The following is a 16,111-nucleotide window of genomic DNA, read 5'->3' as shown; positions in this document are numbered from 1 at the left end:
GACCGCGCCCCCGTTGCCGCCGCGCCGCAGGCCAGCCGCGCCGCCGGCCGCCGCGTGCCGCATTCCGGCATGCGCCGCGCCATCGCCCGCCGCCTGACCGAAAGCAAGCAGCAGGTGCCGCACTTCTACCTGACGGTGGACTGCCGCATGGACGCGCTGCTGGCCCTGCGCGCCCAGGCCAACCAGGGCGGCGCGGTCAAGCTGTCGGTCAATGACTTCATCGTGCGCGCCGCCGCGCTGGCGCTGCGCGAGGTGCCCGAGGTCAACGCCAGCTGGCACGAGGACGCCATCGAATTCCATGCCGGCGCCGACATCAGCGTGGCCGTGGCCACCGACGGCGGCCTGGTCACGCCCATCGTGCGCGACGCCGACGTCAAGCCGCTGTCCGCCATCGCCGCCGAGATCGTCGAGCTGGCCGGCCGCGCAAAGGTCAATCGCCTGAAGCCCGAGGAATTCACCGGCGGCTCGCTGACGGTGAGCAACCTGGGCATGTACGGCATCAAGCAGTTCGCCGCCATCATCAACCCGCCGCAGGCCGCGATCCTGGCGGTGGGCGCGGCCGAACGCCGCCCGGTGGTGGACGACAATGGCGACCTGAAGGCAGCCACCGTCATGACCGTGACGCTGTCGGCCGACCACCGCGTGGTGGACGGCGCCGTCGGCGCGCGCTGGCTGGCCGCCTTCCGCGCGCTGATCGAAGCCCCCGTGCGCATCCTGCTGTGAGCCCCGCCATGACCAAGACTTCGTTTGACCTGGTGGTGGTGGGCGGCGGCCCCGGCGGCTACGTGGCCGCCATCCGCGCGGCGCAACTGGGCCTGTCGACCGCGCTGGTGGAACGCGCCGAACTCGGCGGTATCTGCCTGAACTGGGGCTGCATCCCGACCAAGGCGCTGCTGCACAGCGCCACCGTGCTGCGCGCCTGCCGCGAGGCCGACCAGTACGGCGTGACCGGCGCCGGCGCGGCCCAACCCGACCTGGCCGCGATGGTGGCGCGCTCGCGCAAGGTCGCCGGCCGCCTGGGCCTGGGCGTCACGCACCTGATGAAGAAGAACGGCGTGACGGTGTTCGCCGCGAGCGCCCGGCTGGCCGGCGGCGGCCGCGTCGCGCTCGACAACGGCGCCACGCTGTCGGCGCGCCACATCATCCTGGCCACCGGCGCGCGGGCGCGCGAGCTGCCGGCGCTGCCGGTGGGCGAACGCGTCTGGACCTATCGCCAGGCGCTGACGCCGCCGGCGCTGCCCAAGTCGCTGCTGGTGGTGGGCGCGGGCGCGATCGGCGCCGAGTTCGCCAGCTTCTACCGCGCGGTCGGCGCGCAGGTGACGCTGATCGACATGACCGCCGAGATCCTGCCGCAGGAAGACGCCGAGATATCCGCGCTGGCGCGCAAGGCGTTCGAAAAGCAAGGCATCCGCGTGCTGACCCAGTGCGCGGTCAAGTCGTCCAGCCTGACGGCCACCGGCGTCAAGGCCGTGCTGGAGCAACAGGGCAAGCAGATCGAGCTGGAGGTCGAGCGCGTCATCGTCGCGGCCGGCATCGTCGGCAACGTCGAGAACCTGGGCCTGGAGCAGACCCGCGTGAAGGTGGAGAAGACCCACATCGTCACGGATGGCCTGGGCCGCACGGCGGAACCTGGCGTCTACGCCATTGGCGACGTGGCCGGCGCGCCGTGGCTGGCGCACAAGGCCAGCCACGAGGCGGTGCTGTGCGCGGAAGCCATCGCCGGCCTGCCGGTGCACGCGCTCGACCCGCTGCGCATTCCGGCGTGCACCTATTCGCATCCGCAGGTCGCCAGCATCGGCATGACCGAGGCCCGCGCCCGCGAACACGCCAAGGCGACGGGCGGCGAGATCCGCATCGGCAGGTTCACCTTCGTCGGCAACGGCAAGGCGATTGCCATGGGCGAAGACCAGGGGCTGGTGAAGACGGTGTTCGATGCCGGCACCGGCGAGCTGCTGGGCGCGCACATCATCCACCCGGAGGCGTCAGAGCTGATCGCCGGCTACGGCGTGGCGGCGGCGTTGGAAGCCACCGAGGAAGACCTGATGCACACCGTGTTCGCGCATCCGACGCTGTCGGAGACGCTGCACGAATCGGTGCTGGCGGCCTTCGGCCGGGCGCTGCACGGCTAGAGCCCGTGGCAACGCGCCAGGCGTCTCGCGCGGACCGTCCCCGGCCGCGCGGGGCGCCCCGCTTCACAACCGACTGGCGAAGAAATCCAGGAAGCAGGCGATGCGCCGCGATAGCTGCGTATTGCGGTAGTACACCGCGTGCATCGGCTGCAGGTAGTCGGTGTGCAGGTCTTCCATGATGCGCACCAGCCGCCCTTCGATCAGATCGTCGCGCGACACGAAGTCCGACAGGCAGGCGATGCCCACGCCGCGCAGCGCCAGGTGGCGCTGGGTTTCGCCGCTGGACGTGGCCAGCGTGGGCGTGGCCAGATAGGTCGAGCCGCCCGCGTGGCGCAGCGGCCAGACGTTCAGGCTTTCCGGCTGGGTGAAGCCCAGCAGTTCGTGCCCGGCAAGATCCTCGACGGTGCGCGGCACGCCGCGCCGCGCCAGGTACTCGGGGCTGGCCATCAGCCAGCGCGGACGCGGCCGCATTGGCCGCGCATGCAGCGTGGAATCGTTCAACGGCCCCATGCGCAGGGCCACGTCGGTGCGGTGCTCGATCAGGTCGACGATGCGGTCGTTGCTGGTCAGCTCCAGCGAGATCGCCGGATACTCGCGGCGAAAGTCGGCCACATGCGGCACCACGCAATGCAGCATCACCGGCACCGAGGCGTCGACGCGCAGGCGGCCGGCCGGCTGCTGGTTGACGATGCGCATGCATTCCTCGGCTTCTTCCAGCGACTGCACGATCTGGCGCGCCTTGTGCAGGAAATGCGCGCCCTCGGCGGTCAGTTCCATGCGCCGCGTGGTGCGATTCAGCAGCGTCACGCCCAGGTCTTCCTCCAGGCGCGACAGGCCTCGGCTGACGCCGGAGGCGGTCTGGCCCAGCATCTCGGCGGCGGCGCTCATCGAACCAGCGTCGACCACGCCCAGGAACAAGCGCAGGGCTTCGGAATTGAGCGCCATTTTTGACTCCGGATCACAAGTAGCGGAATTTTATAGCGCGCCGCCGCCGCAATTTCGCGGTGGCCCGGCCGATGACAGGGTTATCTGGCCACCGCGGGCAGCGATCCCGGTCAGGCGGGAGGTGGCGAAAGCGGCAGTGGCGGGATGTTGCTGCGCGCTGCCGCCAGCGCAGCGCACGCCAAAAAAAAGCGGCGCACGCGGCGCCGCTTTTTCACTGCATCGACCGCCGGCCGATCAACGCTTCTGCTTGAGCTGCGACAGATCGCGCACCGCGCCGCGGTCGGCCGAAGTGGCCAGCGCCGCGTAGGCCTGCAAGGCCTGCGACACCACGCGCTCGCGGTCCACCGGCAGCCAGCCGCCATCGGCGCGCGCGTTCATCGCGGCGCGGCGGCGGGCCAGCTCCTCATCGGACACGGCCAGGTGCATCTTGCGGTTGGGGATGTCGATCTCGATGGTGTCGCCGTCTTCGACCAGGCCGATGGTGCCGCCCTCGGCCGCTTCGGGCGAGGCGTGGCCGATCACCAGGCCCGACGAGCCGCCCGAGAAGCGGCCATCGGTGAACAGCGCGCAGGTCTTGCCCAGGCCCTTGGACTTCAGGTAGGACGTGGGGTACAGCATTTCCTGCATGCCGGGGCCGCCCTTGGGGCCTTCGTAGCGGATCACCACCACGTCGCCCGGCACGACCTTGTCGCCCAGGATGCCTTCGACGGCGTCATCCTGGCTTTCGAATACGCGCGCGCGGCCGGTGAAGACCCACTGCGATTCATCCACGCCGGCGGTCTTGACGATGCAGCCCTTCTCGGCCAGGTTGCCGTACAGCACGGCCAGGCCGCCGTCCTTGGAGTAGGCATTTTCCTTGCTGCGGATGCAGCCGGTCTTGCGATCGGTGTCCAGCGTCAGGAAGGTCGCGTCCTGGCTGAAGGCCACGGTGGTGGGAATGCCGCCGGGCGCGGCGCGATAGAACTTCTGCGCCGCTTCGCCGGCGCCGCCGGCCACGTCCCATTGCGCGATGGCGTTGCCCAGCGTGCCGCTGTGCACGTTGCCGCAGGACAGGTCGAGCAGATCGGCGCGCGCCAGTTCACCCAGGATGCCCAGGATGCCGCCGGCGCGGTGCACGTCTTCGATGTGGTACTTGTCGGTGGCCGGCGCGGCCTTGCACAGGCACGGCACCTTGCGCGAAATGCGGTCGATGTCGGCCATGGTGAAGTCGACGCCGGCTTCCTGCGCCGCGGCCAGCAGATGCAGCACGGTGTTGGTGGAACCGCCCATGGCCACGTCCAGCGCCATGGCGTTCTGGAACGCGCTCTTGGTGGCGATGCTGCGCGGCAGGACCGATTCGTCTTCCTCGACGTAGTAGCGGCGGCACAGGTCCACCACCAGGCGGCCGGCCTGCTCGAACAGCCCCTTGCGCCAGGCGTGCGTGGCGACGATGGTGCCGTTGCCCGGCAGCGCCAGGCCGATGGCCTCGGTCAGGCAGTTCATCGAGTTGGCGGTGAACATGCCGGAACAGGAGCCGCAGGTCGGACACGCGCTGCGTTCGACTTCGGCCACGTCGGCGTCCGACACGTTGGGATCGGCGGCCTTGATCATGGCGTCGATCAGGTCGATCTTGGCGATCACCTTGCCGTCGGTCGGCGACTTGACCTTGCCGGCTTCCATCGGGCCGCCGGACACGAACACCACCGGGATGTTCAGGCGCATCGCGGCCATCAGCATCCCCGGGGTGATCTTGTCGCAGTTCGAGATGCAGACCATGGCGTCGGCGCAGTGCGCGTTGACCATGTATTCGACCGAGTCGGCGATCAGTTCGCGCGACGGCAGCGAGTACAGCATGCCGCCGTGGCCCATGGCGATGCCGTCATCGACGGCGATGGTGTTGAATTCCTTGGCGACGCCGCCGGCGGCCTCGATTTCCTTGGCGACCAGCGCGCCCAGGTCGCGCAGGTGCACGTGGCCCGGCACGAACTGCGTGAAGGAGTTGACCACCGCGATGATCGGCTTGCCGAAGTCTCCGTCCTTCATGCCGGTGGCGCGCCACAGGGCGCGGGCGCCGGCCATGTTGCGGCCGTGGGTCGAGGTGCGGGAACGGTAGTGCGGCATGATCTTGTCTCAGGCGATTAGCGTGGGCGGCAAAACGGTAAATAATACGCTGGTTCCGGCCGCCAGCGGCCGCAGGCCGCCCCGAGGCCGCGCCGCGGCCATCAGGCGGACGCCGCGCCGCGCGCCGCGAAGGCGCTGGGCGGCTCGCCCAAGGCCTTGCGGAACATGGCCGCGAACGCGCTGGGACTGTCGTAGCCCAGATCCAGGGCCACATCCAGCACCCGCTCGCCGCGCGCCAGCCGCTCCATCGCCGCCAGCAGCCGCGCCTGCTGGCGCCAGCGGCCGAAGGTCATGCCGGTGTGGCGCAGAAACAGGCGGTGCACCGTCTTGGGATCCACCCCCAATTCCCGCGCCCAGTCGGCCGCGCCCGCCTGGCGCTCGGGGTGGCGCACGATGGCGCGGCAGATGCGCGCCAGGCGCGGCTCGGACGGCTGCGGCAGGTGCAGCGGCAGCACCGGCTCCTGTTTCAGCTCGTCCAGCAGCAGCATCATCAGGCGGCCGTCGCGGGTGCCGGGCTGCCAGTCCAGCGGCACCTCGGCGGCCGCCACCATCAGCTCGCGCAACAGCGGCGAGATCGACAGCACGCAGCATTCGGTGGGCAGGTGCGCGGCCGCGCCCGGCTCGACGAACACCGTGCGCATGCGCGGTTCGCCGCTCATGCGGATGGCGTGCGAGACCCAGGCCGGCACCCAAACGCCGCGCGTGGGCGGCACCACCCAGATACCGGCGTCGGTATCCACCACCATCACGCCCGAGATGGCGTACACCAGTTGCGAGCGGCGATGGCGGTGGCGACGCACGCGATGTCCGTCCTCGTAGTCCACCGCCAGGGCCGCCACCGGGCGCAGCGAGGACTCGTACGGAAACAGGTCCAGATCGGCGGGCTTGCGCGATCGGGAGGCGGCGGGCGATTTCGGCTTGTCCATTTCTCGATGATTCATGTCCAACCGGCGGTAGACGGTCTTTTCCAGTGTACCTATCCTGCCCGCAATCCCGTCGATTTCCCTGTCGTCCGCGTTCCGATCATGCCTCTTGCCTGCCATTGCCCCGCCGCCCGCTGCGCCGCCATGCGCGGCCGGCGCGCGCGCATGGCCGGGAAATCGGACGCCCTCACAGCCGCGCGCGCGGTCCCGGACACCTGGCGCCTTTGCGCCAACGCGCGCCCCGCCGCACCGCGCCCGCGCCTTTACGCCCATACCCGCCTCGTCCCGAGCTGCCGCGCCCTTCGCGCCCACGCCGCGGCCGCCGTCCTGCCGACGCTACGACTAGCGCGCGGTTGCCGGGCCTTGCGCCCCGTGGCCGCCCGGCAGCCCCGGGCCCTCTGACGGGCCCGTCCGCCACCTCCCTTGCCCGACCGCCGCCGCAGACCGGCGGCCCCAGACGCCGCGCGCCGCGCGGCCGGAGGTTTTCATGCTCGACCATCCCCAACACAAATACCGCCCCGTCCAGCCCTTTTCCCGCGACTACGCCGAACGCCAATGGCCCGCGCGCCGCCCGAGCGCGCCGCCGATCTGGATGAGCACCGACATGCGCGACGGCAACCAGGCGCTCATCGAGCCCATGGACGCGGCGCGCAAGCTGCGCTTTTTCGAGCAATTGGTGGCCGTGGGCCTGAAAGAGATCGAAGTCGCGTTCCCCTCGGCCTCCGACACCGACTTCAATTTCGTGCGCAAGCTGATCGAGGAAAACCGCATTCCCGACGACGTCACCATCGAGGTCCTGACCCAGTCGCGGCCCGATCTGATCGAACGCACGTTCGAATCACTGCGCGGCGCGCGCCGCGCCATCGTGCACCTGTACAACCCGATCGCGCCGCAATGGCGCCGCATCGTGTTCGGCATGAGCCGCGCCGAGATCAAGGAGATCGCGCTGGCCGGCACGCGCCAGATCCGCGCCCTGGCCGACGCGCATCCGGAAACGGAGTGGATCTACGAGTACTCCCCCGAGACCTTCAGCCTGGCCGAGCTGGACTTCGCGCTGGAGGTCTGCGACGCCGTCAGCGCGATCTGGCGCCCGACGCCGGCAAACAGGATGATCATCAACCTGCCGTCGACGGTGGAATGCACCACCGCCAACGTCTATGCCGACCAGATCGAATGGATGCACCGCCGCCTGGCGCGGCGCGACAGCATCGTGCTGAGCGTGCATCCGCACAACGACCGCGGCACCGCCGTGGCCTCGGCGGAACTGGCGGTGCTGGCCGGCGCCGACCGCGTCGAAGGCTGCCTGTTCGGCAACGGCGAGCGCACGGGCAACGTCGACCTGGTGACGCTGGCGCTGAACCTGGACCGGCAGGGCATCGCCAGCGGCCTGGATTTCACCGACATGGCGGCCGTGCGCGACTGCGTCCAGGCCTGCAACCAATTGCCGGTGGACGTGTTCCACCCCTACGCGTTCACGTCCGCAACGCCAGCAGCGCTTCCTGCAGGTGCCGCAGCCCCCGGCTGAGCGGCTTGTCGCGGCGCACCACCACGGCCAGCGTGCGCGCCAGGCGCGGCGTCAGGGAACGCACCGCCAGGCTGGCGCGCTGGCCCGCGCCGCTGACCGCCAGCCGCGGCAGCACCGCGCACGCCAGGCCGGCCGCCACGATTTCCTTCATGGCCTCGGTGCTGCCCAGCTCCATCACCGGCTTGGCCGCCACCCCTGCCGCGTCGAACCAGTCATCCACCAGGCCACGGGTGCGCGCGCCCGGCTCGAACAGCACCAGCGGCAACGCCGCCAGCGCCTGCGGCGTCACGGCGTCCGGCATTCCCAGCGGGCCGCGCGCCGGGAAGATCGCCACGAACTCGTCTTCCAGCACGGGCGTGGCCTCGATCATGCGGCCGGGCGCGGGCAGCGTCACCAGGCCGATGTCGAGCGTGTTGTTCTCCAGGCCGCGCAGCATGTCGGCGGTATTGCCGGTGCTGGCCACCACGTCCAGCGCCGGAAAGCGCCGTCGCAGGCCGGCCAGCAGCGGCGGCAGCAGATAGGTGCAGGCGGTGGCGCCGGTGCCCAGGCGCACCCGCCCGGTCACTTGCGAAGCATGCGCCGTCATGGCCTGCTCGGCCCGCGCCAGCGCGGTGTCGATGGCGCGGATGTGGGTCAGCAGTTCCAGCCCGGCGGCGGTGGGCCCGGCGCGGCGGCCGACCCGCTCGACCAGCTTCAGGCCGAAGCGGCGCTCGAGCTGGCGCACCTGCAGGCTGACGGCGGGCTGGGTGATGCCGCCGCGTTCGGCGGCGGCCGAGAAACTGCCCAGTTCGATCACCTGCGCAAAGGTGCGCAGGGCATCCAGATTGAGTCCGCGCATGGCATTCCGTCCCCGCCTAATCAAAAGTTTTACTTATAAAAAGCATAATAGACCAAAGCTTTATTTATGCATGGGCTTGCGCCACACTGGCGGCTGGTTTTTCACCCGTCCGTTCCTTCCCTCCGCGAACCCGCCATGCCGCAACCCGCCGCCCCTACCATCCTGATCCGCGACAGCGTGGATGCCGACCTGCCCGCCATCAAGGCCATCTACGCGCACCATGTGGAGCACGGCACCGCGTCATTCGAACTGGAACCGCCATCGATCCAGGAGATGCGCCAGCGACGCGCCGGGGTGCTGGAGAAAGACATGCCCTACCTGGTGGCCGAGATCAACGGCGAAGTGGTGGGCTACGCCTACGTCACCCCCTACCGCCCGCGCCCGGCCTATCGCCACACGGTCGAGGATTCGGTCTACGTCAAGGCCGGCCGCGCCGGCCTGGGCATCGGCGGCAGGCTGCTGGCCAGGCTGGTCGAGCGCTGCACCGCGGCCGGCTGGCGCCAGATGCTGGCGGTGGTGGGCGACAGCCGCAATGCCGCCTCGCTGGCGGTGCATGCGCGCCAGGGCTTTCACCCGGTGGGCACGCTGCGCTCGGTGGGCCACAAGCATGGCGAATGGCGTGACACCGTGCTGATGCAGCGCGCCTTGGGCGAGGGCGACAGCACGCCGCCGCAACGCCCATGATCCCGCCGCGCGCGGTGGTCTGCCTGGGGCTGACGCAACTGGTCGGCTGGGGCGTGACCTTCTACCTGATCGGCGCGCTGGGGCCGGACATGACCGCCGACCTGGGGTGGGACCCGGCCACCCTCTACGGCGGCTTCTCCTGTGCCATCGTGGTCATGGCGCTGGTGTCGCCGCTGGCCGGCCGCGCGATCGACCAATGGGGCGGACATCGGGTCATGCCCGCCGGCGCCACGCTGGCGGCGGCGGGCTGCGCCGCGCTGGCCGCCGCGCACGGCCTGCCCGCCTATTTCGCCGCCTGGACGCTGCTGGGCGTGGGCATGCGGCTGTGTCTGTACGACGCCGCTTTCGCCTCGCTGGCGCGCGCCGCCGGCCCCACGGCGCGGCGGCCGATGTCGCAGATCACGCTGTTCGGCGGGCTCGCATCGACCGTCATGTGGCCTGTGGGCCATGCGCTGTCGGGCTGGCTGGGCTGGCGCGGCGCCGTGCTGGCCTACGGGGCGCTGGCGTTGGCGACCGTGCCCCTCTACCTGGCGCTGCCGCGCGCACGCTACGCCGCGCCGGTGCAGGCCGCCGGCCAGGGTGGCGCGGGCCTGACGCGCAACGCGTCCGAGCGGCGCTTGGCTGGCCTGCTGTACGCGGCGATCGCCATGCTCACCAACTTCCTGGCGGCCGGCAATGCCGCCCACCTGATCCCGCTGCTGTCGGGGCTGGGGCTGGCCAAGGCGCTGGCGGTCAATGTCGCCGCGTTGTGGGGCGTGGGCCAATTCGCCTCGCGGCTGGCCGACGTCGCGCTGGGGTCGCGCCTGCATCCCTTGACCCTGACCCTGGCGGTGGCCGCCCTGATGCCGCTGGGATTCGTGCTGGCGCTGCTGTCGGGTGGCCAACTTGTCACCTTGGCCGCCTACGCCTTGCTCTACGGCGCCTGCAACGGCCTGCTGACCATCGCGCGCGGCACGCTGCCGCTGGCGCTGTTCGACTTCCGCAGCTACGGCGCGCTGGTCGGCGCCCTGCTGATCCCCAGCTTCCTGCTGACCGCCGCCGCGCCGGTGGCCTATGCCTACGTGATCGAGCGGCACGGCGCGCACGCCGCGATGGGCATATCGGCGGGCTTGGCTACGGCCATCCTGGCCGCGGCGCTGGCGTTGCGATGGCGCTTCATTGCCCGGACGCGGAGCTGAGCGGCGCGCCGCCATCTCGCAATGCCACGGCCGGCGCCACGCGCTCGCGGCCCCGCGCCATGTCGGCGCGGCGCCAGCGCTGCTCGGCGAGCGCGGTGGCCAGTTCATCGCCTGTGCCGGGCCGGAAAAACAGAAAGCCCTGCAGCAGGTCGCAACCGGCTTCGCGCGCGGCGCGGCAATGCGCCTCGGTCTCGATGCCCTGGGCCACGGTGACGATGTCCAAGTCCCGCGCAAGCTGACAGATCGAGGCCAGCACCTTCTGCGCCTCCGCCTGGCGCGCGGCATTCCAGACGATGGACTTGTCCAGCTTCAAGCCGGTCAGGGGCAGCGTCGACAGCCATTCGAGGTTGTTGTAGCCCTTGCCAAAATCATCGAGCCAGACCTGGATGCCGCGGCTGGTGAAGGCCTCCAGCATGGAGCGGATATCGGCGGATCCCGCATGCAGCGCCGCTTCCTCAGTGAGCTCGATGCGGATGTCGTCCGGCGCCAGGCCGCACGCGGCGATACCGCGCAGGACTGTGCCGACGACATCGCAGCGGGCAAAGCACTGCGGCGAGATATTGAGGTTCACCGCCAGCGCCGGCCCTTGCGCCGCCTGCCGCCAGCGCGCCTGATCATGGGCCATGGCTTGAAGGCTCCAGTTGATCAGGGCCTGCGCCGCCTCGGGGGCGCCAGCTTCGCGCAACAGACCATCGATGTCCATCGTCTCGCCGCCCGTCGCGCGCCATCGCAACAGGGCTTCGGCGCCGACGATTTCCAGATCCGCGGCGGTGACGATGGGCCGGTAATGCAACTGCAGGCGGTCGCCCTGGATCGCTGCCAGCAGCGGCGACACGGCGCCTTCCTTGCGGATCACCATGGGTTCGTGGCTCGCGCCGCCGCCATCCTGGACCAGCGCGGCCGAGAATGCATAGCCCTTGCCGCGCAGGCTGCGGATCGGAATGGCCATGCCGGCGGCGGCGCCCTTGCGCTTGAGGCGGCTGATGACCAGGTCCAACGCGCGGCCATTGCCGGCAATGTCGAGGCTGGCGGCGGCGAAGCCCGCGCGGCGGATGACGCGCTCGGGATGGCCGTGCATGCCCTTGAGCACCGCGCGTTCCATGGGCGTGAGATTGACGGCCGCCCCGCCGGGCGAGACAAGCGTCCATTCGTTGTCGCACAGGCGCCAGCTTTGTTCCGCCGCGGGGGGCTCGGCCGCCACGTCCGGCCGGCGCGGCGCGGAGGCCGCGAGCGGCTGGCATAAGGTCAGCTTGCGCTGCGCCGACTGGATCGCCGCCGCCACCTCGCTGTAGCTGATGTTCGCGCCATAGCAGCTATCCGCGCCGGCCAGCAGCGCGTTGATCCGCACCGCGGGGCTTTCGATGTGGCGGATGGCGATGATGGTCGAGTGGGCGAAGCGCGCGCGCAGTTGGCCGATCGTGATGTCCAGGTCCCGCGGCAGGCACAGATGCACCTGGATTTCCCCGGCATGGCGCGCCGGCGCCGGTTCCTGGAGCGATACGGGGTTCAGGACGAAACCGATCTGCTGGAGCGAATCGGTGATGCCTTGCTTGGCGAATTCGTTATCGAAAATAAGGATAATGCGCGACCGATTCATGATGATTGAGCCCTGGATAAAAACGCTTTCCATCGAACGGTATTGAAATGTTTTTTTGCATCTCCATACCTGGAACAGGGTCGCAAAAAAAGGGCGCTCAATCCTTCCTGTTGCCGCGTAAAGTCGAAAATCATTGAATTCCATTCATCTAAAAATGAATGGAATTCAATATATCGAAATAAAACTCACCGATGAGTGAAACGTAGCGACATGCGCGCGGCTACTGTGCCGGCGCAATCCGACGCCATTGCGGCGCGAGCCGGCAACGCGCCGCGGCGGGCCGCCGGGTGCTGTCAGAAGCGCGGGATCGTTGATGAAGGGGTGTCGCGGGCGGACGGCTCAAACAGCGCCCTGAGCCTGCCATTTGTCCCAGCCGGCGCGGCGCAGCTTGCAGGCCGGGCATTCGCCGCAGCCATAGCCCCAGGCATGGCGCGCGCCGCGCTCGCCCAGGTAACAGGTGTGGCTTTCCTCGACGATGGTCTCGACCAAGGCGTCGCCGCCCAACTGCTTTGCCAGCGCCCAGGTTTCGGACTTGTCGATCCACATCAGCGGCGTCTCGATGGTGACGCGGCTTCCCAACCCCAACCCCAGCGCCACCTGCTGCGCCTTGATGGTGTCGTCGCGGCAATCGGGATAGCCCGAAAAATCGGTTTCGCACATGCCGCCCACCAGCACGTCCAGTTGGCGCCGGTAGCCCAGCGCCGCCGCCAGCGTCAGGAACAGCAGGTTGCGTCCCGGCACGAAGGTGTTGGGCAAGCCATTTTCCTGCATCTCGATGGCGCGGTCGCTGGTCATGGCGGTGTCGCCCACCTGGCCCAGCACCTTCAGGTCCAGCAGATGGTCTTCGCCCAGGCGCGGCGCCCATTGCGGAAAGCGCGCGCGGATCTCGCGCAGCACGTTCAGGCGCGCATCCAGCTCGATGCGGTGGCGCTGGCCATAGTCGAACGCCACGGTTTCCACATGGGCATAGCGGTCCAGCGCCCAGGCCAGGCAGGTGGTGGAATCCTGGCCGCCCGAAAACAGCACGAGCGCGCGACGTTGGTGGTTCAGCATAAAAGGGGGTTTCTGCAAAGACTAAGGGATAGAGCCAGACTTTACCGCAGCCGGCCGTCTTCCCCGTAAGGAAGCCTGCGTAAAATCGGTGCCGTTCTCATTCATGGCTTCCCCCGCAGTGCGCATCACCTGACTCCTCCCTTTCTCCAGCAGCCCGACGGATCTCCCGCCCGATGAATGCCGCCCGCCCGCAGTCCGACCCCGCAGAACCCTTGCGTCACGATATCCGGCTGTTAGGCCGATTGCTTGGCGAGGTCATCGCCGAATGTGAAGGCAAACGCGTCTTCGACACCATCGAGACCCTGCGCCGCACCGCCGTCAAGTTCCGCCGCGAAGGCAATGCCGCCGACGGCAAGCTGCTGGAGCAGCGCGTCAAGCAGTTGCAAGGCAGCGATCCCAACTCGGTGGCGCGCGCCTTCAGCTATTTCCTGCACCTGTCCAACATCGCCGAGGACCGCGACCAGAACCGCAGCCAGCGGGCCCGCGCCCTGGCCGGCGACGCGCCCGCGCGCGGCAGCCTGCGCGACGCGGTGCAGACCCTGGGCCGCCACGGCGTGACGCCCGCGCGCATCCGCCGCCTGCTGGCCGACGCCTGCGTCATGCCGGTGCTGACCGCCCACCCCACCGAAGTGCAGCGCAAGAGCACGCTCGACGTGCATCGCGAGATCGCCGCCGCGCTGTCCCAGCGCGACAACCCGCTGACGCCGGAAGAACTGGCCGAACTCGACGCCGCGCTGCTCGGCCGCGTGGCCACGCTGTGGCAGACCCGCATGCTGCGCTACACGCGCCTGACGGTGGCCGACGAGATCGAGAACGCGCTGTCGTACTACCGCAGCACCTTTCTGCAGGTCATCCCGCGCGTCTACGGCGACCTGTCCAAGCTGCTCAACCGCGATGCCAAGCCGTTCGGCGCGCCGCCGCCGCCGCTGGAACCCTTCCTGCGCATGGGCAGTTGGATCGGCGGCGACCGCGACGGCAACCCGAACGTCGATGCCGGCACGCTGGAACGCGCGCTGCTGCGCCAGGCCACCGTACTGTTCGAGCACTACCTGCAGGAAGTGCATGCGCTGGGCGCCGAGCTGTCCATCACCACGCTGCTGATCGCGGTCGACCCGGCGCTGCTGGCACTGGCCGAGCACAGCGGCGACGACTCGCCGCATCGCAGCGACGAGCCCTACCGGCGCGCGCTGGTCGGCGTCTACGCGCGCCTGGCCGCCACCGCGCTGCGCCTGACCGGCCAGAACCTGGCACGCCGCAGCACGGTCGCGGCGCAACCCTATGACACGCCGCAGGAGCTTTCCGCCGACCTGGCCGTCATCGCGGCCTCGCTGTCCGCGCATCATGGCGCGCCCATCGGCAAACTGCGCCTGGGAGGGCTGCAGCAAGCGGTCGAGGTGTTCGGCTTCCATCTGGCCACGGTCGACCTGCGCCAGAGCTCCGACGTGCACGAGCGCGCACTGGCCGAGCTGTTCAGCCGCGCCGGCGCCACCCGTGACGGCCAGCCGCTGGACTACCTGACGCTGGACGAAGACGCGCGCGTGGCCTTGCTGCGCGCCGAACTGGCGCAGGCGCGGCCGCTGGCCTCGCCCTGGATCGCCTACAGCGAAGACACCACGCGCGAACTGGCGGTGTTGCGCGCGGCCGCCGCCGGCCGCCAGCGCTATGGCAAGCAGGCGGTGCGCCAGACCATCGTCTCGCACACCGAAACGCTCAGCGACCTGCTGGAAGTGATGGTGCTGCAAAAGGAAGCGGGCCTGATCGCGCCCGCCGGCCAGGACATCCCGCCAGAAGACGGCCTGATGGTGGTGCCGCTGTTCGAGACCATCCCCGACCTGCAGCGCGGCGCCGACATCATGGCCGCCTGGCTCGACCTTCCCGAGATCCGCGAGCGCGTGAAGCGCGCCCAGAACGGCGCCCAGGAAGTCATGCTGGGCTACTCGGACAGCAACAAGGACGGCGGCTTTCTCACCTCCAACTGGTCGCTGTACCAGGCCGAGCGCGCGCTGGTGGACGTCTTCTCCAGCCGCCACGTGCGCCTGCGCCTGTTCCATGGACGCGGCGGCTCGGTGGGCCGGGGCGGCGGCTCCAGCTTCGACGCCATCCTGGCGCAGCCGCCGGGCACGGTGGCCGGCCAGATCCGCCTGACCGAACAGGGCGAAGTCATCCAGAGCAAGTACAAGGACGCCGAGGTCGGCCGCTGGCACCTGGAGCTGCTGGTCGCCGCCACGCTCGAATCCAGCCTGGCGCCGCGCGCCGAGGCCACCAGCGCGGAAGACGCGCACATGGCGCAGCACGGCCCGGCCATGTCGTTCATGTCCGAGACCGCGCAGCGCAGCTACCGCGGCCTGGTGTATGACACGCCGCGCTTTGCCGAATACTTCTTCGCCGCCACCCCCATCGCCGAGATCGCCGGCCTGAACATCGGCTCGCGCCCCGCCTCGCGCAAGAAGGGCCAGCGCATCGAAGACCTGCGCGCCATTCCCTGGGGCTTTTCCTGGGCCCAATGCCGCCTGATGCTGACCGGCTGGTACGGCATGGGCTCGGCCATCGAGGCCTATCTGGAGACCGGCGCGCCGGGGGCGCCGCGCTCGCAGCGCGGCCGCCTGGCCCAGTTGCGCGAGATGGCGCGGGACTGGCCGGCCTTCCGCACCCTGCTGTCCAACATGGAGATGGTGCTGGCCAAGTCCGATCTGGCCATCGCCGCGCGCTATGCGCAGTTGGTGCCGCAGCGCGCGCTGCGCGAGAAGATCTTCGGCATGATCAGCGCCGAACACGCCCGCACCCTGGCCATGCTCAAGCTGTTGACCCGGCGCGAGCTGCTGGCCGACAACCCCGCGCTGCAGGCCTCGCTGCGCGAGCGCTTCGCCTACATCGACCCGCTCAACTACCTGCAGGTCGACCTGATCCGCCGCCACCGCGCCGCGCAGAAATCGCCCGCCGCCGAGGCCGACGAACGCGTGCAACGCGCGATCCACCTGACCATCAACGGCATCGCCGCCGGGTTGCGCAACTCGGGGTGAGACAAAAGGGCAAAGCCGCGCCGGGGCCTTGCGCTCCGGCGCGCGCTTTGCGCCCAGTCCATCGATTCGACCTTCCATGCCGCACGCGACGCGGCCTTCGCAGGCGGCCTCGCGCACGC

The 16,111-nt window shown here is 69.8% G+C and carries 12 protein-coding genes; 6 read left to right on the top strand and 6 right to left on the bottom strand.

Going from position 1 to position 16,111, the window contains the following annotated elements:
- Both HV783_RS07055 and lpdA read left to right on the top strand, forming a co-directional pair.
- The coding region (locus HV783_RS07055; protein WP_175188863.1) for a 2-oxo acid dehydrogenase subunit E2 at nucleotides 1–723 on the top strand (723 nt) is incomplete at its 5' end.
- A gap of 8 nt (nucleotides 724–731) precedes the next feature.
- Nucleotides 732–2,129 carry a dihydrolipoyl dehydrogenase gene (gene lpdA, locus HV783_RS07050; protein WP_175188862.1) on the top strand — a complete coding sequence of 466 codons (1,398 nt, stop codon included), beginning with the start codon at nucleotides 732–734 and terminating at the stop codon, nucleotides 2,127–2,129.
- Between the two features lie 63 nt (nucleotides 2,130–2,192).
- Here lpdA and HV783_RS07045 read toward each other — a convergent pair whose 3' ends face one another.
- From HV783_RS07045 to HV783_RS07035, 3 genes are all read right to left on the bottom strand, one after another.
- Entirely contained in the window at nucleotides 2,193–3,074 is an 882-nt protein-coding gene (locus tag HV783_RS07045) for a LysR family transcriptional regulator (protein WP_054500498.1), read from the bottom strand.
- Nucleotides 3,075–3,308: 234 nt separating this feature from the next.
- Nucleotides 3,309–5,174, bottom strand: coding sequence for a dihydroxy-acid dehydratase (gene ilvD / locus HV783_RS07040; RefSeq protein ID WP_054419405.1), 1,866 nt, complete (start codon nucleotides 5,172–5,174; stop codon nucleotides 3,309–3,311).
- A 101-nt stretch (nucleotides 5,175–5,275) separates the two neighbouring features.
- Nucleotides 5,276–6,115, bottom strand: coding sequence for an AraC family transcriptional regulator (locus HV783_RS07035; RefSeq protein WP_372414357.1), 840 nt, complete (start codon nucleotides 6,113–6,115; stop codon nucleotides 5,276–5,278).
- 469 nt (nucleotides 6,116–6,584) lie between these two features.
- Here HV783_RS07035 and HV783_RS07030 point away from each other — a divergent pair, with 469 nt between their 5' ends.
- Nucleotides 6,585–7,622 carry a 2-isopropylmalate synthase gene (locus HV783_RS07030; protein WP_049076587.1) on the top strand — a complete coding sequence of 346 codons (1,038 nt, stop codon included), beginning with the start codon at nucleotides 6,585–6,587 and terminating at the stop codon, nucleotides 7,620–7,622.
- Here the strand turns inward: HV783_RS07030 and HV783_RS07025 are convergent.
- On the bottom strand, nucleotides 7,570–8,460 hold the full coding sequence (locus tag HV783_RS07025; RefSeq protein WP_054419409.1) for a LysR family transcriptional regulator: 891 nt from the start codon (nucleotides 8,458–8,460) through the stop codon (nucleotides 7,570–7,572). The two genes, HV783_RS07030 and HV783_RS07025, sit on opposite strands and share 53 nt — an antisense overlap.
- A 135-nt stretch (nucleotides 8,461–8,595) precedes the next feature.
- Between HV783_RS07025 and HV783_RS07020 the strand changes: the two genes are divergently transcribed.
- On the top strand, nucleotides 8,596–9,144 hold the full coding sequence (locus tag HV783_RS07020) for a GNAT family N-acetyltransferase (RefSeq protein ID WP_054419410.1): 549 nt from the start codon (nucleotides 8,596–8,598) through the stop codon (nucleotides 9,142–9,144).
- Nucleotides 9,141–10,322: an MFS transporter gene (locus HV783_RS07015; RefSeq protein ID WP_175188860.1), complete on the top strand. Its 1,182-nt coding sequence runs from the start codon at nucleotides 9,141–9,143 to the stop codon at nucleotides 10,320–10,322. The genes HV783_RS07020 and HV783_RS07015 overlap by 4 nt, the downstream gene beginning before the upstream one ends.
- On the opposite strand, the gene HV783_RS07010 is transcribed toward HV783_RS07015, so the two are convergent.
- A complete protein-coding gene (locus HV783_RS07010; RefSeq protein ID WP_254603837.1) occupies nucleotides 10,300–11,919 on the bottom strand; it encodes an EAL domain-containing protein in 1,620 nt (539 codons plus the stop codon). The two genes, HV783_RS07015 and HV783_RS07010, sit on opposite strands and share 23 nt — an antisense overlap.
- Before the next feature lie 339 nt (nucleotides 11,920–12,258).
- Nucleotides 12,259–12,972 carry a 7-cyano-7-deazaguanine synthase QueC gene (gene queC / locus HV783_RS07005; RefSeq protein WP_054500494.1) on the bottom strand — a complete coding sequence of 238 codons (714 nt, stop codon included), beginning with the start codon at nucleotides 12,970–12,972 and terminating at the stop codon, nucleotides 12,259–12,261.
- A 173-nt stretch (nucleotides 12,973–13,145) separates the two neighbouring features.
- On the opposite strand from queC, the gene ppc reads away from it, so the two are divergent.
- Nucleotides 13,146–15,992, top strand: coding sequence for a phosphoenolpyruvate carboxylase (ppc, locus tag HV783_RS07000; protein WP_116792974.1), 2,847 nt, complete (start codon nucleotides 13,146–13,148; stop codon nucleotides 15,990–15,992).
- Nucleotides 15,993–16,111 lie beyond the last annotated feature (119 nt).

This window comes from Achromobacter dolens, from assembly GCF_902859745.1.
In the GTDB taxonomy this organism is placed as follows: Bacteria; Pseudomonadota; Gammaproteobacteria; order Burkholderiales; family Burkholderiaceae_B; genus Achromobacter; species Achromobacter dolens.
The sequence above is the reverse complement of the archived record's forward strand: the minus strand, read 5'-3'. Positions and strand labels throughout refer to the sequence as shown.